The organism is Stenotrophomonas sp. Steno-C18 (genome assembly GCF_056393195.1).
Genome location: NZ_JBWJOX010000008.1, coordinates 55,551 through 75,735, shown reverse-complemented (window position 1 = coordinate 75,735; position 20,185 = coordinate 55,551). Strand labels below are relative to the sequence as shown.

At 68.9% G+C, this 20,185-nt stretch carries 13 protein-coding genes; 10 read left to right on the top strand and 3 right to left on the bottom strand.

Annotated elements, in window-relative coordinates:
* Positions 1-10: 10 nt before the first annotated feature.
* From tatB to AC06FE_RS15670, 6 genes are all read left to right on the top strand, one after another.
* Positions 11-460, top strand: coding sequence for a Sec-independent protein translocase protein TatB (gene tatB / locus AC06FE_RS15695; protein ID WP_478073567.1), 450 nt, complete (start codon positions 11-13; stop codon positions 458-460).
* Entirely contained in the window at positions 457-1,209 is a 753-nt protein-coding gene (gene tatC, locus AC06FE_RS15690) for a twin-arginine translocase subunit TatC (protein ID WP_192287149.1), read from the top strand. Before tatB ends, tatC begins: the two co-directional genes overlap by 4 nt.
* A gap of 134 nt (positions 1,210-1,343) precedes the next feature.
* The gene (locus tag AC06FE_RS15685) at positions 1,344-4,919 is read left to right on the top strand and encodes a hybrid sensor histidine kinase/response regulator (RefSeq protein WP_478073566.1); all 3,576 of its coding nucleotides are present in this window, start codon (positions 1,344-1,346) and stop codon (positions 4,917-4,919) included.
* Entirely contained in the window at positions 4,904-5,770 is an 867-nt protein-coding gene (locus AC06FE_RS15680; RefSeq protein ID WP_132863987.1) for a CheR family methyltransferase, read from the top strand. Before AC06FE_RS15685 ends, AC06FE_RS15680 begins: the two co-directional genes overlap by 16 nt.
* Complete coding sequence (locus tag AC06FE_RS15675) at positions 5,767-6,348, top strand: chemotaxis protein CheB (RefSeq protein ID WP_478073565.1); 582 nt, start codon at positions 5,767-5,769, stop codon at positions 6,346-6,348. The genes AC06FE_RS15680 and AC06FE_RS15675 overlap by 4 nt, the downstream gene beginning before the upstream one ends.
* Positions 6,345-7,340 (top strand): diguanylate cyclase domain-containing protein, encoded by a 996-nt coding sequence (locus AC06FE_RS15670; RefSeq protein ID WP_243693976.1) that lies wholly within the window; start codon positions 6,345-6,347, stop codon positions 7,338-7,340. The genes AC06FE_RS15675 and AC06FE_RS15670 overlap by 4 nt, the downstream gene beginning before the upstream one ends.
* A gap of 73 nt (positions 7,341-7,413) precedes the next feature.
* Here the strand turns inward: AC06FE_RS15670 and AC06FE_RS15665 are convergent, their stop codons facing one another.
* From AC06FE_RS15665 to AC06FE_RS15655, 3 genes are all read right to left on the bottom strand, one after another.
* Positions 7,414-8,313 (bottom strand): BPSS1780 family membrane protein, encoded by a 900-nt coding sequence (locus AC06FE_RS15665; RefSeq protein ID WP_132863982.1) that lies wholly within the window; start codon positions 8,311-8,313, stop codon positions 7,414-7,416.
* A 302-nt stretch (positions 8,314-8,615) separates the two neighbouring features.
* Positions 8,616-9,344, bottom strand: coding sequence for a glutamine amidotransferase (locus tag AC06FE_RS15660; protein ID WP_478073564.1), 729 nt, complete (start codon positions 9,342-9,344; stop codon positions 8,616-8,618).
* Positions 9,341-11,131, bottom strand: coding sequence for a GspE/PulE family protein (locus tag AC06FE_RS15655; protein WP_478073625.1), 1,791 nt, complete (start codon positions 11,129-11,131; stop codon positions 9,341-9,343). The genes AC06FE_RS15660 and AC06FE_RS15655 overlap by 4 nt, the downstream gene beginning before the upstream one ends.
* A gap of 107 nt (positions 11,132-11,238) precedes the next feature.
* Between AC06FE_RS15655 and glyQ the strand changes: the two genes are divergently transcribed.
* From glyQ to AC06FE_RS15635, 4 genes are all read left to right on the top strand, one after another.
* The gene (gene glyQ / locus AC06FE_RS15650; RefSeq protein ID WP_478073563.1) at positions 11,239-12,150 is read left to right on the top strand and encodes a glycine--tRNA ligase subunit alpha; all 912 of its coding nucleotides are present in this window, start codon (positions 11,239-11,241) and stop codon (positions 12,148-12,150) included.
* The gene (gene glyS, locus AC06FE_RS15645) at positions 12,147-14,219 is read left to right on the top strand and encodes a glycine--tRNA ligase subunit beta (RefSeq protein WP_478073562.1); all 2,073 of its coding nucleotides are present in this window, start codon (positions 12,147-12,149) and stop codon (positions 14,217-14,219) included. Before glyQ ends, glyS begins: the two co-directional genes overlap by 4 nt.
* Positions 14,220-14,524: 305 nt before the next feature.
* The gene (locus tag AC06FE_RS15640) at positions 14,525-16,324 is read left to right on the top strand and encodes an autotransporter assembly complex protein TamA (protein ID WP_132863976.1); all 1,800 of its coding nucleotides are present in this window, start codon (positions 14,525-14,527) and stop codon (positions 16,322-16,324) included.
* 77 nt (positions 16,325-16,401) lie between these two features.
* The gene (locus AC06FE_RS15635) at positions 16,402-20,181 is read left to right on the top strand and encodes a translocation/assembly module TamB domain-containing protein (RefSeq protein ID WP_478073624.1); all 3,780 of its coding nucleotides are present in this window, start codon (positions 16,402-16,404) and stop codon (positions 20,179-20,181) included.
* The last annotated feature ends 4 nt before the right edge of the window (positions 20,182-20,185 follow it).

Below are 20,185 nucleotides of genomic sequence, written 5' to 3'. Positions count from 1 at the left end.
AGTTCCGGGCGTGTTCGATATCGGTTTTGGCGAGCTGTTGCTGATCGCCGTGGTGGCCCTGGTGGTGCTCGGTCCCGAGCGCCTGCCCAAGGCCGCGCGGTTCGCCGGGCTGTGGGTGCGCCGCGCCCGCAACCAGTGGGATTCGGTCAAGCAGGAGCTCGAGCGCGAACTGCACGCCGAGGAACTCAAGCGCAACCTGCAGGACGTGCGGCAGTCGATGCAGCAGGCCGAGAGCGGGCTGCGCGATCAGGCCCGACAGGTGCAGGACGGCGCCGACGCGCTCGGCCGCGAGGTCGAACAGGTGCCAGCCACGGAAACGGAAACGTTCATCGAGCCACGGCCGATCGCGCCGCGCCCGGTTGCCGCGGAAGCCACCGCTGAAGCACCGGCGCAGGAAGCGGCCGACCGTGCCCTGACGCAGGAAGGCCCGGCCTCGCCCGCGCAGGAGCCGTCGCGATGAGCGGGACCGACTTCAACGAAAGCCCCCTGATCGAGCACCTGATCGAGCTGCGCGCGCGGCTGGTGCGCGGCCTGCTGGGGTTGGGGGTGGTGCTGTTGGCGCTGCTGCCGTTCTCGCGCACGTTGTACAGCCACCTGGCCACGCCGCTGATCTCGCAGCTGCCGGCCGGGCAGACGATGATCGCCACCAATCCGGCCGGCGCCTTCTTCGCGCCGCTGAAGCTGACCTTCTTCACCGCGGTGTTCGTGGCCGTGCCGTGGCTGCTCTACCAGGCCTGGGCGTTCGTGGCCCCCGGCCTGTACGCCCGCGAAAAACGGCTGGCGGTGCCGCTGCTGGCCTCGGCGGTGGCACTGTTCTACATCGGCTGCGCCTTCGCCTATTTCCTGGTGCTGCCGGCGGTGTTCCACTTCCTGACCACGTTCCGCCCGGAAGTCATCGCCATCACCCCCGATGCCAATGCCTACCTGGACTTCGTGCTGGCGATCTTCTTCGCCTTCGGGGCCAGCTTCGAGCTGCCGGTGGCGATGGTGATCCTGGTGCTGCTGGGCTGGGTGACCCCGCAGCAGCTGCGCGAAGGGCGCGGTTACGCGGTGGTCGGCATCTTCGTGCTGGCCGCGATCCTGACCCCGCCGGACGTGGTGTCGCAGCTGATGCTGGCCATCCCGATGTGCTTCCTCTACGAACTGGGCATCCATGCCGCGCGCTGGCTGCAGCCACGTGACCAGGACAGCAAGCGCGCGGCCTCCTGAGTCCTGCCTCACCGCGCTGGCACAGGTTCTGCGATACCTTTCCCGATGAATACAGGCCAGGTCCGGTTACAGTGGCCGGGACGGCGCCGGGGGAATTGAGAGTGACGGACAAAAAAGAAAGCTGGATCAATAACTTGCCGCTACTCGGAAAGATGGTCGCGGCATTTGCGCTGGTGTTCCTGTGCTTCCTCGTCGCCGGTGGCATCAGCTACCGGACCGCCAGCGAGGATGACCTGGCGCGGAAACGTGAAAGCCAGCAGATCGAGGTCATCCGCCACGTCGAGGACGCCATGCAGGCGGTGCGCCTGCAGCAGCTGGCCCTGCGCAACTACCTGCTGGGGCAGGGCGAGGACGAGCGGGTCGCGCTGCGCGAGCAGGGTGACCGGCGCGACGCGGCGCTGGAGGCGGCCAGCAAGGCCGGCAACGCCGCGCACGTGGAGCAGATCCGCACCGCGACCCAGGCCGCCAACAACTGGGACCAGATGGTGGAATCGGTGCTGGCCGAGCCGGCCACCGGTGCGGACGCCTTCGAACAGGCGCGGCGCAAGCTGGAGCGGGTCAACACCGGGCAGGCCAATGCGCTGGTGGTGATGCTGGGCAACATCTACGACAGCGAGATCCGCACGCTGCTGGCCGAGCGCGAGGAAATGAGCAAGTGGATCGACCGCGCGCAGAAGGTATCGCTGCTGCTGCTGGTGATCGGCTTCGCGGTGATCGTCGGCACGCTGTGGATGATCGCGCGGGTGGTGGTCGCCCCGATCAACAGCCTGACCGGCAAGATGACGCGGCTGGCCGACGACGACCTGGAGGTGAAGATCGGCGGGCTGGAGCGGGGCGACGAAATCGGCGCCATCGCCCGCGCGCTGGAGGTGTTCCGGCGCAATTCGGTGGCCTCGCGCGATGCCAACTGGGTCAAGCTCAGCGTGGGCGAGGTCGGCGCCGAGCTGCAGGCCATGCAGGAGGCCGAGACCTACGGCCAGGCGCTGGTGTCGCAGATCGCGCCACGCATCGACGCGCCGATCGGCGTGTTCTTCCTCTGGGACGAGGACGAACAGGAACTGCGCCTGCAGGGCAGCTACGGCTTCCAGCGGCGCAAGCACCTGGGCCTACGGTATGCCATGGGCGATGGCCTGATCGGCCAGGCCGCGCTGGAGCGCAAGCGCATCAGCGTGCAGCAGGTGCCGGATGATTTCTTCGGCGTGCATTCGGCGCTGGGCGAAGCGCAGCCGCGCCAGCTGGTGGCGGTGCCGCTGTTGTTGCAGGGGCGCCTGCTCGGCGTGCTGGAGTTCGGCACCTTCGGCCAGTTCACGCACACCCAGGAAGCCTTCCTGGACGCGGTGCTGCCGCAGGCGGCGCTCGGCCTGGAGAACATCCGCGCCTCCGAGCGCACCCGCACCCTGCTCGAGCGCACCCGCGCCCAGGCCGAGGAACTGCGGCGCTCGCAGGTGGCCTTGCAGGCCCAGGAAGAGGAACTGCGCGCCACCAACGAGGAACTGCAGGGCAAGACCGTCGAGCTGGAGGAGCAGGCACAGCGCCTGTCCGCCTCGGAGGAGGAGCTGCGCGTGCAGGCCGAGGAACTGCAGGCCTCCAACGAAGAGCTGCGGCAGAAGACCGAGGTGCTCAACGAGCAGAAGGACGTGCTGCAGGTGCTGCAGCGCGAGACCGAGTTCAAGGCGCAGGAACTGGCACGCGCCAGCCAGTACAAGACCGACTTCCTGGCCAACATGTCGCACGAGCTGCGCACCCCGCTCAACAGCCTGCTGATCCTGTCCAAGGAGCTGGCCGAGAACGAGAGCGGCCACCTGGACGTGGAGGAAGTGGAGGCCGCCGCGGTCATCCACGACTCCGGCTCCAACCTGCTGCGCCTGATCAACGACATCCTGGACCTGTCCAAGATTGAGGCCGGCAAGATGGACGTGCACCGCGAGGAGGTGCGCATCGAGGGCGTCACCCGCGAGGTGCTGCGCCATTTCCGCCACATGGCGGTGGAGAACCGGCTCGAATTCGCCATCGACCTGGACCCGTCGGTGCCGGAAGTGCTGGTCACCGACCGCTCCAAGCTGCAGCAGGTGCTCAACAACCTGCTCGGCAACGCCTTCAAGTTCACCCGCGAGGGCAAGGTGACGCTGCGCCTGGCGCTGGCCGACCACGCGATGCTGACCCGCATCGGCGTGGCCGCCGGCGAGCAGTACATGGCGCTGTCGGTGCAGGACACCGGCATCGGCATTCCGCCGGAGCGCCTGGATTCGATCTTCGAGGCCTTCGAGCAGGTCGACTCGAGCACCAGCCGCCATTACGGCGGCAGTGGCCTGGGCCTGGCCATCGCCCGCCGCCTGGCGCAGCTGCTCGGCGGCCACCTGGTGGTGGAGAGCGAGCCGGACAAGGGCAGCTGCTTCACCCTGGTGCTGCCGTTGCTGTCGGCCGCGGTCAGCAGCAGCACCGCCGCCACCAGCGACGCGGCGCCGGCACCGCTCGAGCGACGCCCGGCGGCGACGCCGGCGCGTGCGGCCACCGCGCAGCTGATCGACTGGATCCCGGACGACCGCCACAACATCGCCGCCGGCGAGACGGTGATCCTCACCGTCGAGGATGACCCGGCGTTCGCGCGGATCCTGGTCGACCTGATCCGCCGCAAGGGCCACCGCGCGCTGGCCGCCGCCGACGGCGAGAGCGGCCTGGAGCTGGCCCGTCGCTACCGTCCCACCGGCATCCTGCTGGACGTGATGCTGCCGGGCATGGACGGCTGGTCGGTGCTGCAGCACCTCAAGCACGACCCGGTCACCGCGGCGATCCCGGTCCACTTCATCTCGGCCGTGGACGAAGCGGCCAAGGGCGTGGCGCTGGGCGCGGTCGGCTACCTGACCAAGCCGGTGGACCGCCCGGCGCTGATCGCCGCCTTCGACCACCTGCTTGACGTGGCCGGCAAGATCGTGCGCAAGCTGCTGCTGGTCGATGACGATGCCGATTCACGGCTGGCGCTGACCCGCCTGCTGCAGGCCGACAACGTCGAGATCGACCAGGTGGCCTCCGGCGAGGAAGCGCTGGAGCGCATCGCCACCCACAGCTACGACTGCATCGTGCTGGACCTCAACCTGGGCGGGATCTCGGGCGTGGAGTTCCTGGAGAAGGCCGCCACCCTGGTGGCGGTGCCGCCGGTGGTGATCTACTCCGGCCAGGACCTCAGCCGCGAGGAAAGCCTGAAGCTGCGCCAGTACACCGACAGCATCGTCATCAAGGGCCAGCGCTCGCCCGAGCGCCTGCTCGACGAGGTGAGCCTGTTCCTGCACAGCATTGGTTCGCGCGGCGCCAACGCCACCCCGTCGGACGACCAGAACCTGGGCGGCCGCCAGGTGCTGCTGGTCGACGACGACATGCGCAACCTGTTCGCCCTGTCCAAGTCGCTGCGCGCGCGCGGCATGAACGTGATCATGGCCCAGGACGGCTACAAGGCGCTGCAGCAGCTGCAGGAAAACCCGTCCATCGAGCTGGTGCTGATGGACATCATGATGCCCGGCATGGACGGCTACGAGACCACCCGCGAGATCCGCAAGCGGCCGGAATGGGCCAACCTGCCGATCATCGCGGTCACCGCCAAGGCCATGCACGGTGACCGCGACAAGTGCCTGGATGCCGGTGCCAACGATTACCTGACCAAGCCGGTGGACCTGGACAAGCTGTTGTCGATGATGCGCGTATGGCTGCAAAAGTAGGCCCCGATGCTCCCCTTGCCAGTCGCGATGAGATCGACGACATCGAAGTCGATGCCTTCATCCAGGCGATGGCGCGGCGGCACGGCTACGATTTCTCCGGTTACGCCCCGGCCTCGCTGAAGCGCCGGGTGCAGGCGCTGGTGCAGACGCTGGAGATGCCGCACATCGGCGAGCTGACCGCGCGCGTGCTGCGCGACGACGAGATGGTCTCGCAGGTGATCTCGCGCCTGTCGGTGCCGGTGTCGGAGATGTTCCGCAACCCGGCGGTGTTCCGGAAGCTGCGCGACGAAGTGTTCCCGGTGCTGGCCTCCTACCCGCAGATCAACATCTGGCAGGCAGGCTGCGCGCACGGGCAGGAGGTGTACTCGCTGGCCATCCTGCTCAAGGAGGCCGGGCTGTACGACCGTTGCCAGATCTACGCCACCGATTTCAGCGACGAGGCGCTGGCGCGCGCGCAGGAGGGCATCTTCCCGATCCGCGACGCACGCCTGTACTCGGAGAACTACCTGGCCGCCGGTGGCCGGCAGACGCTGTCGGACTACTACCACGCCCGCTACGACTTCATGAAGCTCGACGCGCGGCTGCGCGAGCGGGTCACCTTCGCCAACCACAACCTGGTCTGCGACGGGGTGTTCTGCGAGGCGCAGCTGATCCTGTGCCGCAACGTGCTGATCTATTTCTCCGACGCCCTGCAGGACCGGGTGCTGGGGCTGTTCCGCAGCAGCCTCAGCCGCGGCGGGTTCCTGTGCCTGGGCAACCGCGAGTCGATCCGGTTCGCGCCCAGCGCCCGCGACTTCGTGCCGCTGGACGCCGAGCTGCGGCTCTACCGCAATGCCGGGGGCACGCTGTGAACCGCCCCGCCGGCCCGCAGCCGCAGGCCGTGGTGGTGGGCTGCTCGGCGGGCGGGCTGCAGGCCCTGCACGTCCTGCTGGGCGGCCTGTCCGGGCCGCTGCCGGTGCCGATGGTGGTGGTCTGCCACAGCGGTTCGGAGGACATGCGGCTGTTCTGTGAACTGCTCGCCGGCCGCAGCGGCCAGACCGTAGTGGAGGCCGAGGAACGCCAACAGCCCCGGCCCGGCACGGTTTATGTCGCGCCCTCGGGCTATCATCTGCTGCTGGAACGTGACGGCCGTTTCGCTTTGAGTGTCGATCCGAGGGTGTCGTTCTCCCGCCCCTCCATCGATGTCCTGTTCGAATCTGCTGCCGGCGTCTGGCGTGAACACCTGCTTGCCGTGCTGCTCACCGGGGCCAATTCCGATGGCGCCGAGGGCTGCCTGCGCATCCGCGGCCAAGGCGGTACGGTGATCGTGCAGGATCCACATACCGCGCAGGTACCGGTGATGCCGGCCGCCGCGCTGGAACTGGCGGGGGCCGACCATTGCCTGCCGCTGCCCGGAATTCCCAAATTGCTGGAAACCCTATGTTCGTGACCAAGCCGCCTGCCCCGCAGCGCCCGAAGATCCTGGCGGTGGATGACAACCCCGCCAACCTGCTGGTGATCCGCCGCGTGCTGGCCAAGCTGGACGTGGACGTGATCGAGGCGTCCTCCGGCAACGAAGCACTCAAGGCCACGCTGGACGACGAGTTCGCGCTGGTGCTGCTGGACGTCTACATGCCGGACATCAACGGCTTCGAAGTGGCCGAGATCCTGTCCCAGGAGGAGACCACCCGGCAGACCCCGATCATCTTCGTCACCGCCACCTACGCCGATGACGTGCACCGCCTCAAGGGCTACGGCTTCGGCGCGGTGGACTACATGGCCAAGCCGCTGGAGGCGACCATCCTGCTGTCCAAGGTGCAGGTGTTCCTGGAGCTGTACCGGCACCGGGTGGCGCTGCGCGATGCCCTGAGCGAGCTGTCCGAGCGCAACCGGCAGCTGGAGATCGAGGTCGAGCAGCGCAAGCAGATGGAGCAGGAGATGCGCCACCTGGCCATGCACGACATGCTCACCGGCCTGCCCAACCGCGCGTTGTTCATGGACCGCCTGGAGAGCGCGCACCACCGCGCCTCGCGCCACAACGGCATGTTCGCGCTGGTCTACGTGGACGTGGACCGCTTCAAGGACGTCAACGACACCTGGGGCCATGGCGCCGGCGACGCGATGCTGGTGGAGCTGGCCGCGCGCCTGCGCGGCACGCTGCGCGAGAACGACACCGTGGCCCGCCTCGGCGGCGACGAGTTCGCGCTGGTGCTGGAGGAACTGGACGACATCAGCGACGCGCACCGCCTGCTCGAACGGCTGGGCAAGGCGCTGGAGGTGCCGATGTGCTATCGCCTGCGGGATGGCGAGGACGTGGCCCTGACCATTGCCGCCAGCATCGGGCTGGCCGCCTACCCGGCCGATGGCGCGGAGGTGAATGCCCTGCTGCATGCCGCCGACCAGGCCATGTACCTGACCAAGCGCAGCCGCGACACGGCGTGATCGTGCACGGCCGGGGTTCCCCCGGCGCCGCGGATGCCTCCCGCCCTTGCCGGGCCGGGAGGCGGGTCGAAACTCAGGCCTCGAACACGTGGCCGCTGGACGGCGGCGGCGTGCTGCCGGCATCGGCCGGGGCCAGCATCTGCTTCCAGGCGGCGTAGACCGCGCCGGCGAACACCGGCATCAGCACCGCCATCAACAACAGCTGGGCCACGGCCATCGCCGCGGCCTGGCCGGCGATCAGGCCAATGACCAGCGCCACGATCATCACCGCGAAATAGATCGCGAAGATGGCGATGAAGGCCAGCACGAAGAACACCAGCATCGCCGGCAGGTTGTGGATGCTGGCGCGCAGGCTCTGGCGCAGTGCATGCACGCCGGTGGCGCGCTGGAACATCACCTGCGGCGGCATCACGAACAGGGCCAGGGTCAACGCGGCGAAGGTGGCCAGCATCAGCAGCAGCCACAACAGGATGCGACCGGCCGGCAGGGTGGCGACCAGCGCCTCGATCTGCGCCGGGTCCGGCTGCGTACCGGACTGGCTGAGCTCGTTGAGCTTGAGCATCACCTCGGACAGGTGCTGGAAGCCGGACGGTCCGCCGACCAGCACCAGCAGCAGCGTGCCCAGCAGCAACGCGCCCACCAGCTGCGGCAGCAGGGCGACCAGCAGGTGCGGCGCGCGGCCTTCCTGCACGCCCTGCAGCAGGTGTGCCGGACGGGCCGGGCGGCCCTGGTCGACTTCGCGCACGGCCCACAGCAGGCCGCCCATGAACAACGGGCCGGCCAGCAGCAGCAGGAACTGCAGCAGCGTGCCCAGCGCGGGCACCAGCAGCGACAGCGACAGCACCAGCGAGGTCCCCAGACCCCACAGGATGCCCAGCGAGCCCAGCGCCAGCGGCGCGCGCTTGAGCAGGCCAAAGCCGGTCAGCAGCCATTCCGCGCCGGCGGAGGCCGACACCTTGCGAATCTCGCTCATTGCAGTTCCGAAACAGGGGGGAGCGTCGGTCATGCCGACGTATGCGGATTATCGCTTGAAACGTGTCGTGGCGTTATGAGCGGATGGGACGGTGCGGCGCCGGAGCCAGGCACCCCTCCCCAACCCTCCCCTTGCCTGCGGCAAAGGGAGGGAGTGGCTTTGCGCGCGCTTTACAGGTCGTGGCAACGCCTCGCTCCTGCCCCTCCCTTTGCCGCAGGCAAGGGGAGGGTTGGGGAGGGGGCTTCTGATGGCAGCAGGGAACGTGCCACGCCGGGGAACCGCCCCGGTCGCGTATCCCCTGCTTAGTGGTGCTCGCTGCGCCGCACGTGGCGCACGAAACGGCGCAGCAGCTGGCGGGCCAGCGGCGCGGCGCTGACCTCGCGGGCAACGCTGCGTGCGCAGCCGCCATGGCGGGCGATGCAGTCGGCGCGTGCGCGTACGTAGCCGCGCATGTGGTGGGTGGCGAATTCGGGGTGGAACTGCAGGCCCCAGGCCTGCTCGCCCCAGCGGAAGGCGTGGCAGTTGTCCTGCACCGAGCGCGCCAGCACGGTGGCGCCTTCGGGGGCGCGCAGCACCGTCTGCAGGTGGGTGGCGTGGGCCGGGAAGGTGGCCGGCAGGCCGGCGAACAGCGGATCGACCGCGGCCGGTGCTTCCAGCTCCAGGCGGATCGTGCCGGACTCGCGCCCGGCCGGGTTGTAGGCCACCTCGCCGCCCAGTGCGTGGGCCAGCAGCTGGTGGCCATAGCAGATGCCCAGCAGCGGCATGCCGGCATGGGCGGCATCGCGCAGCCAGTCGGCGCTGCGCTCGCTCCAGTCGGCGCGGTCGGTGACGAAGGCGGCCGAACCGGTGACGATGGTGGCGGCGAACCCGCCGCGGTCCGGCAGCGCCTCGCCGTGCTCGACGTTGACCACCACGGTCTCGGCTTCCTCCAGCCCGGCGGCGACGCGGATCCAGTGCGGGAAGCGCCCGTAACGGCGCAGGGTCGGGAACGGTTGCCCGGTTTCAACGATCAGGAACGGCTGGGACTTCATTCCGCGGGAGGCAGTACTGACAGGACTTCCTCGATTGTAGTCAGCCCCTGCGCCACCTTTTCAAGCCCGGTGCGGCGCAGGGTACGCAGCCCTTCGGCGCGTGCGGCGCGGCTGAATCCGGCCAGGTCCATGTCGCGGGTGATCAGGGCGCGCAGCCGCGAACCCAGTGGCAGCAGCTCATACAGGCCGATCCGGCCCATGTAGCCGGTGCGCCGGCACTCCAGGCAGCCGACCGGCGCATATGCGGTGATGACATCAGGTAATGCGTCATGGGCATCACGCAGCGGGGCCCAATCGGCCGCTTCCAGCGTGTCGGGCACCTTGCAGTGCGGGCACAGGGTGCGCACCAGGCGCTGGGCGAGCACGCCGTTGACGGTGGAGCCGATCAGGTAGTGCGGCACGCCCAGGTCGAGCAGGCGGGTGATCGCCGAGGGCGCGTCGTTGGTGTGCAGGGTGGACAGCACCAGGTGGCCGGTCAGCGAGGCCTGCACCGCCATCTGCGCGGTCTCCAGGTCGCGGATCTCGCCGATCATGATGATGTCCGGGTCCTGGCGCAGCAGGGTGCGCACGCCGGCGGCGAAGTCCAGGTCGATGTTGGCCTGCACCTGCATCTGGTTGAATTCCGGCGCGATCATCTCGATCGGGTCTTCCACCGTGCACACGTTCACGTCCGGGGTGGCCAGCCGCTTGAGCGTGGAATACAGCGTGGTGGTCTTGCCCGAGCCGGTCGGGCCGGTGACCAGCACGATGCCGTGCGGGCGGGCGACCAGTTCATTCCAGCCGTCCGCTTCCTCCGGGCTGAAGCCCAGCTGCTCGATGCTCTTGAAGGCCGAGTCCGGGTCGAAGATGCGCATCACGCACTTCTCGCCGAACGCGGTGGGCATGGTGGACAGGCGCATCTCCACCTCGCGCCCGCCCGGCGAGCGGGTCTTGATGCGGCCATCCTGCGGGCGCCGGCGCTCGGCCAGGTCCATGCGGCCGAGCACCTTGACCCGGCTGACCACCGCGGTCATCACCGAGGGCGGCATCTCGAACACCTTGTGCAGCACGCCGTCGATGCGGAACCGCACCCGGCCCATGTCGCGCCGTGGTTCCATGTGGATGTCGCTGGCGCGCTGCTCGTAGGCGTACTGCAGCAGCCAGTCGACGATGCTGACCACGTGGTGGTCGTCGGCGTTGACGTCGCCGGAGCTGCCCAGCTCGACCAGCTGCTCGAAGCTGGGCAGGGTGGTGGCGTTGCCGCCGTCCCGTGAATCGTTGCGGGCATTGCGGATCGAGCGGGTGACGCCGAAGAACTCCATCGTGTAGCGATGCAGGTCCAGCGGGTTGACCAGCACCACCTCGATGCGGCGCCGGCTCAGGTGTTGCAGGTCCGGCACCCAGTCGCGAGCCAGAGGCTCGCTGGTGGCCACCAGCACGCGCTCGCTGTCCACGCCCAGCGGCAGGATGCGGTGGCGGCGGGCATAGGCGTGGGAGACCACGGCGGTGGCGGCGGCCACGTCCACCCGGGTCGGGTCGATGCGCAGGTAGCGGGTGTGGGTGCGGCCGGCCAGCCATTCGGTCAGCCGCTCCAGCGCCAGCTCGCCCCGGGCCGGTGGCGCGGCGGCCAGCTTCAGGTTGGCCAGCAGCACCAGCGGATGGATCTCGCTGGGATTGCGCGCGCCCTGGGCCGAGAAGCGGATCCGCTCCTGGTCGTGCGCGGCCACCAGGCCATCGCCCAGCAGGGCGGCGGCGACGTTGGAGAATTGCAGCTTACCGGGCGTGATCGGCACCGGAACCGGTGGTATCTGCGCGCTGCCTGCAGCCTGTTGCTCCACCCCGAACCCCTTGCTGGCGCGGCCAAAGAGCGGCCGCTCGCTATACTAGCGCACCCCTTTCGCATGGCTCAGGCAGCATGTCCGCGACCCCCACCGTTCCAATCACCTTCCAGGGCCTGATCCAGACCCTCAACGATTTCTGGGCAAAACAGGGCTGCGTGCTGATCCAGCCGCTGGACCTGGAAGTGGGCGCCGGCACCTTCCACCCGGCCACCTTCCTGCGCTCGATCGGCCCGGAAAGCTGGAACGCGGCCTACGTGCAGCCCAGCCGCCGTCCCACCGACGGCCGCTACGGCGAGAACCCCAACCGCCTGCAGCGCTACTACCAGTACCAGGTGGCGATGAAGCCGAGCCCGGACAACATCCAGCAGCTGTACCTGGATTCGCTCAAGGCGCTGGGCATCGACCCGCTGGTGCACGACCTGCGCTTCGTCGAGGACAACTGGGAATCGCCGACCCTCGGCGCCTGGGGCCTGGGCTGGGAAGTCTGGCTCAACGGCATGGAGGTCACCCAGTTCACCTACTTCCAGCAGGCCGGTGGCCTGGAGTGCAAGCCGGTGCTGGGCGAGATCACCTACGGCCTGGAGCGGCTGTGCATGTACCTGCAGAACTGCGACAACGTCTACGACCTGGTCTGGACCTACGGCCCGGACGGCACGCCGGTCAGCTACGGCGACGTCTACCACCAGAACGAGGTGGAGCAGAGCACCTACAACTTCGAGTACGCCGACGTGGAAGAGATGTTCCATCGCTTCGACGCCTGCGAGAAGGAAGCGCAGAAGCTGGTCGAGGCCGGCCTGCCGCTGCCGGCCTATGAACAGGTCTGCAAGGCCTCGCATTCGTTCAACCTGCTTGATGCACGCCGCGCCATCTCGGTGACCGAGCGCCAGCGTTACATCCTGCGCGTGCGCACGCTGGCTATGGCCGTAGCCAAGCTGTACGAGGCCAAGCGCATCGAAGCGGTGGCCGCCAAGGAGGTGCAGGCATGAGCATGCAGCCGTTGCTGATCGAACTGGGCGTGGAAGAGCTGCCGGTCAAGGCGCTGCCGGGCCTGGCGCAGGCCTTCTTCGATGGCGTGATCGACGGGCTGGCCAAGCGCGGCATCGCGTTTGACCGTGAGGGCGCCAAGCCGCTGTCCACCCCGCGTCGCCTGGCGGTGCTGCTGCCGGGCGTGGAAACCGAACAACCCGAGCAGCATTCGGAGGTGTTCGGCCCGTACCTGAACATCGCGCTGGATGCCAACGGCGCGCCGACCAAGGCGCTGCAGGGCTTCGCCGCCAAGGCCGGCATCGACTGGACCGCGCTGGAGCGCACCACCGACGCCAAGGGCGAGCGCTTCGTGCTGCGCTCGGTCAGCCCGGGCGCACAGACCGCCGCGCTGCTGCCGGAGATCGTGCGCGAGGCCATCGCCGCGATGCCGATCCCCAAGCCGATGCGCTGGGGCAACCACGAGTACGCCTTCGCCCGCCCGGTGCACTGGCTGGTGGTGCTGCATGGCAATGACGTGGTGCCGGCCGAACTGCTGGGCCTGAAATCGGACCGTTTCAGCCGTGGCCACCGCTTCATGGCCGACAAGCAGGTGTGGCTGAGCCACCCGAACGACTACGTCGAGTCGCTGAAGGCCGCCAGCGTGCTGGTCGATGCCGACGCGCGCCGCGAGCGCATCGTCGCCGAGGTCAATGCCGCGGCCGCGCAGGCCGGCGGCGTGGCGCGCATCACCGAGGACAACCTGGAGCAGGTCGTGAACCTGGTCGAGTGGCCGTCGGCGGTGCTGTGCAGCTTCGAGCGCGAGTTCCTGGCGGTGCCGCAGGAAGCGCTGATCGAGACGATGGAGATCAACCAGAAGTTCTTCCCAGTGCTGGATGACGGCGGCAAGCTGACCGAGAAGTTCATCGGCATCGCCAACATCGAGTCCAGGGACGTGGCCGAGGTGGCCAAGGGCTACGAGCGCGTGATCCGTCCGCGTTTCTCCGATGCCAAGTTCTTCTTCGACGAGGACCTCAAGCAGGGCCTGGCCGCGATGGGCGAGGGCCTGAAGAGCGTGACCTACCAGGCCAAGCTGGGCACGGTGGCCGACAAGGTGCAGCGCGTGTCGACGCTGGCCCAGCACATCGCCGCCCAGGTCGAGGTGGACCTGGCGCAGGCACGGCGTGCCGCCGAGCTGGCCAAGAACGACCTGCAGTCGCGCATGGTCAACGAGTTCCCGGAGCTGCAGGGCATCGCCGGCCGCCATTACGCCGTGGCCGGTGGCGAGTCGCCCGCCGTGGCGCTGGCCATCGACGAGGCCTACCAGCCGCGCTTCGGCGGTGACGACATCGCGCTGAGCCCGCTGGGCAAGGTGCTGGCCATCGCCGAGCGCCTGGACACGCTGGCCGGCGGCTTTGCCGCGGGCCTGAAGCCGACCGGCAACAAGGACCCGTTCGCACTGCGCCGCAATGCGCTGGGATTGGCGCGCACCATCATCGAGAGCGGCTTCGACCTTGACCTGCGCGCACTGCTGGCCACCGCGAATGCTGGGTTGGTCGACCGCAAGGTGCAGGCCGATGCGGGTGAACTGTACGACTTCATCATCGACCGCCTGAAGGGCTACTACGCCGACAAGGGCGTGCCGGCCACCCACTTCAACGCGGTGGCCGAGCTGAAGCCGGCCTCGCTGTACGACTTCGACCGCCGCATCGACGCCATCGGCACCTTCGCCCAGCTGCCCGAAGCCGAGGCGCTGGCCGCGGCCAACAAGCGCATCCGCAACATCCTGCGCAAGGCCGAGGGCGACATCCCGGGCATGATCGACCCGGCGTTGCTGCGCGAGCCGGCCGAGAGCGAGCTGGCCGAGGCGGTGACCGCGGCCATCGACGACACCGGCGCCAGCCTGCACCACAAGGACTACGTGGCCGTGCTCGGCCGCTTGGCTCGCCTGCGCCCGCAGGTGGATGCGTTCTTCGATGCGGTGATGGTCAACGCCGAGGACCCGGCGCTGCGCGGCAACCGCCTGGCGTTGCTGCGCACGCTGGGTGACCGCCTGGGCAGCGTCGCGGCGATCGAGCACCTGTCCAACTAATCGCGGGCGACATGCCGCAGACGAAGGCCCGCACGAGCGGGCCTTCGTCGTTCTTCTTCCGGCAGGAGCGGCCCCGGCCGCGAAGCACGCACGAAGGCGGTCCATGCAAGGGCCGGTGTGCCGATGAGGTTGCGACGGTTGTCGGTGTTGCAGGGGCTGCTGACTTCGCGGCCGGGGCCGCTGCTGCCTGATCGGCAGTGCGGGCCCACGGGTGACGTCCGGCACAAGCGCGCCGGGGATTTACATCGCTTTCACATGTGGCAAAACCGCCACATTGTGATTTTGCCAGTCATCTCCAGCCCGGTATGCTGGCGTGCATGCAGCCTTCCCGAATCACCCTTTTTCTCCTGTCTGCCGCGTTGTTTCTGGCGGCGCCCCTTGCCCATGCCCGCGGCACCATCCAGAAAGTCGAAATCAAGGGCCTGGACAAGGGCGACGACGCCGAGATGATCGAGAACATCGAGGCCTCGCTCTCGCTCTATGACGTCATCGGCAAGCAGCAGGGCGAGTCCCGGCTGGAATACCTGCTCTCCCAGGCCGAGAGCCAGACCCGCAAGGCGCTGGAGCCGTTCGGGTTCTACAACCCCAACATCACCATCGAAAGCCCGCGCGAGGGCGACAACGTGCGCGTGGTCGTGCGCGTGGAGAAGGGCGAGCAGATCCGGGTCCGTCAGGAAGAACTGGCCATCACCGGCCCGGCCGGCCGCGACCGCTACCTGATGGAGGACCTGGAGGCGTTCCAGCCCAAGCGCGGCCAACCCTTCGACTCGGTCAACTACGAAGCCAGCAAGATCACCATCACCCGCCGCCTGGCCGAACGTGGCTACTTCGACGCCGACTTCACCCAGCGCAAGGTGGAAGTCACCCGCGCCGAGAACGCCGCCGACATCTTCCTCACCTGGGACAGCGGCCGCCGCTACAACATGGGGCCGATCAACTTCCAGCAGGACTACTTCCGCCAGGACCTGTTCGAGCCGCTGGTGTACTGGGAGCAGGGCAGCTACTGGCACGAAGGCAAGCTGGACCGCCTGCGCGAGTCCCTGACCAAGCTGGACTACTTCAGCGTCATCGACATCCAGCCGCACCCGGAGCAGGCCGACGAGAGCGGCGAGGTGCCGGTGGACGTGAAGCTGACCCGTGCCAAGCGCACCATCTACACCGCGGGCCTGAGCTACGGCAGCGAGAGCGGTGCCGGTGTGCGCGGTGGCGTGGAGCGTCGCTACGTCAACCGCCGTGGCCACAAGCTCAACACCCAGGTCGACTACGCGCAGAAGCGCAAGAGCCTGATCACCAGCTACCGCGTGCCGGGCTTCCGCTGGCTCGATGGCTGGTACACCTACGCGGTGAGCGTCTATGACGAGCAGACCGACTACATCGACCTGCGCAACTTCAAGCTGATCGCCAGCCGCAGCGGCGAGATCAACGAGCACTGGAATGCCATCGTCTCGATGAACGCCCTGCGCGAGCGCTGGCGTTACAGCTCCGGCAACCAGTTCAACAGCGCCGTGTACCAGTACTCCACGCTGGTCTACCCGCAGTTGACCGCCGATTACGTGGACGTGGACGACAAGAGCTTCCCGCGCCGGGGCCTGAGCGGCAACGCGACCATGCGCGCCGGCATCGAGGGCGTCGGCTCGGACACCAGCTTCGTCCAGGCCGATGCGACCGTGCGCTGGTACGTGCCGGTGGGGGAGAGTGACCGCCTGATCCTGCGCGGCCAGGCCGGCACCACCTGGACCAGCGACCTGGTGGCGATGCCGCCCAGCCTGCGCTACTTCGCCGGTGGTGACCGCTCCATTCGCGGTTACGCCTACCGTGAAGTGGGCCCGCGCACGCCGGCCCCGGACAAGTTCGCCCTGGGTGCCAAGAACCTGGTGGTCGGTTCGGCCGAGTACGAGCATTACTTCGGCGGCGGCCCGTGGGGTGCGGCGGTGTTCGTCGATACCGGCAGCGCCTTCGACAACACCATCGACCTGCATACCGGCGTGGGCCTGGGCGTGCGCTGGAAATCCCCGGTGGGCCCGGTGCGCATCGACATCGCGCACGGCCTGAACAGCCCTGATTCGCAGTTCCAGCTGTACCTCAACATCGGAGCGGACCTGTGAGCCGGCGTCCGGAAGAGGTGAGCCCGGAAGAGCGCGAGGCGCGCATCGCCGAGCTGCGGGGGCGGCGCAGGGCGCGCATGCGCACGCTGGCCGTGCGCAGCGGCATCACCCTCACCGTGCTGGTGCTGCTGGGGTTGTTCGGCCTGTACTGGCTGCTGCAGACCGTGGCCGGCCGCGAAGTGCTGCTGGCGCAGGTGGTGGCACGCCTGCCGGCCGGCTCGTCGCTGACCTGGAGCAAGGCCGAGGGCCCGCTGGCGGGCCCGCTGATCCTGCACGACCTGGATTTCCGCTACGACGACCTGCATTTCAGCGCCGCCGAAGCCTACCTGGACCCGGACATCCGTCCGCTGCTGGGCCGCAAGCTGCGCCTGGACGCGCTGCGCATCCGCGACGCGCACCTGGAGCTGGGCCCGTCGGAGGACAAGCCATTCGAACTGCCGCGCTGGCCGGACGTGCTGCCGGCCATCGAGCTGCCGCTCGCGCTGCAGGCGGACACCATCGTGGTCGATGGCCTGCGCATCACCCAGCTGCAGGAACCGATCATCGACATCACCCGCGTCCGCGGGGGCATCGAGGCGGCCGATGGCGAATTCACCGCCACCCAGCTCAAGGTCAACAGCAACCTGGGGGACTTCCGCATCGACGGCCATTACCTGCCGCGCAAGGACTACCGGACCGACCTGACCGTGCGTGCCTTGATGCCGCCGCGACCGGGCCAGGCCGCGGCCCGGCTGGGGCTGGTGGCACGCGGCGACCTGGCGCACATGGAAGTGGCCCTGGCCGGTTACGCGCCCAAGCCGTTGCACGCCAGCCTGGTGCTGGACGGTCGCAACGACCCGGTCTGGAAGCTGGCCGCGCGCAGCGAGGAGCTGGACCTGGGCCAACTGGTGCCCGCGCAGTTCATGGCCGAAGCGCCCGCACCGCTGGCGCTGGACTTCACCGCGCGGGGCCGTGGCGGCAACGCGCAGCTGCAGGGACGCGTGCGCCAGGGCGAACAGGAACTGGTGCTGGCGCCGTCCAATGTCAGCATCGACAACCAGGTGCTGACCGTCGCGCCGCTGGTGGCCGAGGCCTTCGGCGGCACCGTGCGCCTGCAGGGCAAGGCCGATTTCTCCGATGCGCAGAACCCCGGCTTCCGCTTCGCGGTGGTGGCCAACCAGTTGACCTGGACGCCCGCGCCGGACCCGACCGCACCGGACAGCACGCCGGTGCCGATGCACCTGAAGGAGGCGCGGCTGGGCGTGGCCGGCAACCTCAAGCAATGGGCGGCGATCGGCAAGGCCGACGTGGCCCGCGACCAGCAGGACGCCAGCCTGGATTTCGACGTGCGCGGCAATGACCAGCAGGCGCAGATCGAACACCTGAAGGCGACCACGCCGGGCGGGGCGCTGGAGCTGGCCGGTTCGGCCGCCTGGGCCCCCGCATTGGCGTGGGACGTGGATGCGCGGCTGGCCAACTTCGACCCGGGTTATTTCGCACCGGGCTGGGACGGCGACCTGTCCGGCACGCTGGCGTCCCGCGGCAAGCAGTTGCCGTCGCCGGCCGGCACCGAGGACCTGCGTTTCGAGGCCACGCTGGATGCGCCGAAGATCAGCGGCCGGCTGCGTGGCCGCAGCGTCGACGCACGCGCCAAGCTGGCCGTGCAGGGGACGCAGGGCGAGGGCGACGTGCGGTTGGTGCTGGGCCAGAGCCGCATCGAGGCCAAGGGCAAGGTCGGCGACCGCATCGACGTGGATGCACGGCTGGAGCCGCTGCACCTGTCCGACCTGCTGCCCGGCGGCAGCGGCAGCCTGGCCGGCACCGTGCAACTGCGCGGCACGCCCAGCCAGCCGGACATCACCGCCAACCTGCAGGGCAGCAGCCTGCAATGGGACGACTGGAAGGCCGGCCAGGTCAGCATCAACGGCCGCCTGCCGTGGGCCGGCGACAACGGCAACCTGCAGGTGCAGGGCAGCGCGCTGGAGGTGGGCATGCTGCTCGACCACGTGCGCGTGGATGCACGCGGCAGCGTGCAGAACCTGCAGCTGGACGCGGAGACCCGCAACGACCTGGGCGCGCTCGCGCTCAGTGGCAGCGTGCGCCAGGCCGGGCAGGCGTGGCGTGGCGAACTGGGGGTATTGCGGATCGCGCCGATCAAGGGCGCACCGTGGCAGCTGCGCCAGCCCGCGGCGTTCAGCGTGCAGGGCAGCGCCTTCACCCTGGGCGATGCCTGCCTGGGCTCGGACACCGGTGGCGCGTTGTGCGTGGCCGCCAACTGGCCGCGCGAGGGCCTGCTGCTGCGCGGTGATGCACTGCCGCTGGCGTTGGTGCAGCCGTGGCTGCCGCCGAACTCGGGCCGCCGCATCCATCTGCGGGGCGACATCACCCTGGACGGCAACATCCGCCCGCGTGGCAATGCCTGGGAAGGCAGCTTCAAGGTGGCTTCGGCCGAGGGTGGCATCCGCCTGGGCGACAACGCCCGCGGTGAACTGGTGCGCTACGACCACTTCTCGATCAACGTGGACATGCAGCCCAACAGCATCAAGGGCTACCTCGGTGTCGGCTTCCAGGGCGATGGCTTCATCGACGCCAAGGTGCAGACCGGCTGGGAGCCCAACGCCGCGCTCAACGGCGAGCTGTACCTGAACATGTCGCGGCTGTACTGGATGGAGCTGTTCTCGCCGGACCTGGTGCGGCCCAAGGGCCTGGTCGAAGGCCACGTGAGCCTGCGCGGCACGCGCTCGCAGCCCACGCTGGGCGGTGAGGCCAAGCTGAGCGATTTCACCGGCGAGTTCCCCGCGCTTGGCCTGACCCTGAGCGAAGGCGTGGGCAACTTCACCGCGCAGCCCGATGGCTCGGCGCGCATCAGCGCCTCGGCCAAGACCGGCGGCGAAGGCGCGCTGAAGATCGACGGCGGGCTGTCGTGGTTCGGCGATGCCCAGCCGTTGCAGCTGCATATCCACGGTGACAACGTGCTGCTCGCCAACACCAGCGAGATGCGCGTGGTGGCCAACCCGGACCTGAACTTCACCCTGGCCGGCACCGCGATGGAACTGCGCGGCAGCGTGCATGTGCCGGAGGCCGACCTGGACCTGGAGCGCCTGGACCGCGGCACCTCGGTGTCGGAGGACATCGTGGTGCTGGACCCGGTGGACCCGGAGGAAGCGCCGTCCTCGCCGCTGGACATGGACCTGACCGTCAGCCTCGGCGACAAGGTCCGGATGAACGGCTTCGGCCTCAAGGGCGCGCTGACCGGACGCATGCAGGTGCGCGCGCGCCCGGGCCGCGAGATGACCGCCAACGGCGGGCTGGAAGTGAGCGGTCGCTACAAGGCCTACGGCCAGGACCTGACCATCACCGACGGCACGCTGCTGTGGAACTACGGCATCGTCTCGGACCCGCGCATCAACATCAAGGCGCAGCGCGAGATCGGCGACGTCACCGCCGGCATCCACGTCACCGGCCGCGCGCAGGCGCCGAAGGTGGACGTGTGGTCGGAGCCGGCCATGTCCCAGTCCGAAGCCCTGGCCTACCTGGTGCTGGGCCGCAGCCTGAGCATGGCCAGCAGTGATCAGGCACAGCAGGTCAACGCGGCCTCGGCGGCGCTGTCGGCCGGCAGCGGCCTGCTGGCCGCGCAGGTCGGTGCCAAGCTGGGCCTGGACGACGCCGGCGTGAGCCAGTCGCGTGCCCTGGGCGGTTCGGTGATCGGCGTGGGCAAGTACATCACGCCCAAGCTCTACGTCGGCTACGGCGTCTCGCTGGTCGGCAGCGGCTCGGTGATCACGCTCAAGTACCTGCTGCGCCGCGGCTTCGACATCGAAGTGGAATCGAGCACGGTGGAAAACCGTGGTTCGGTGAACTGGCGCACGGAGAAGTAAGCCC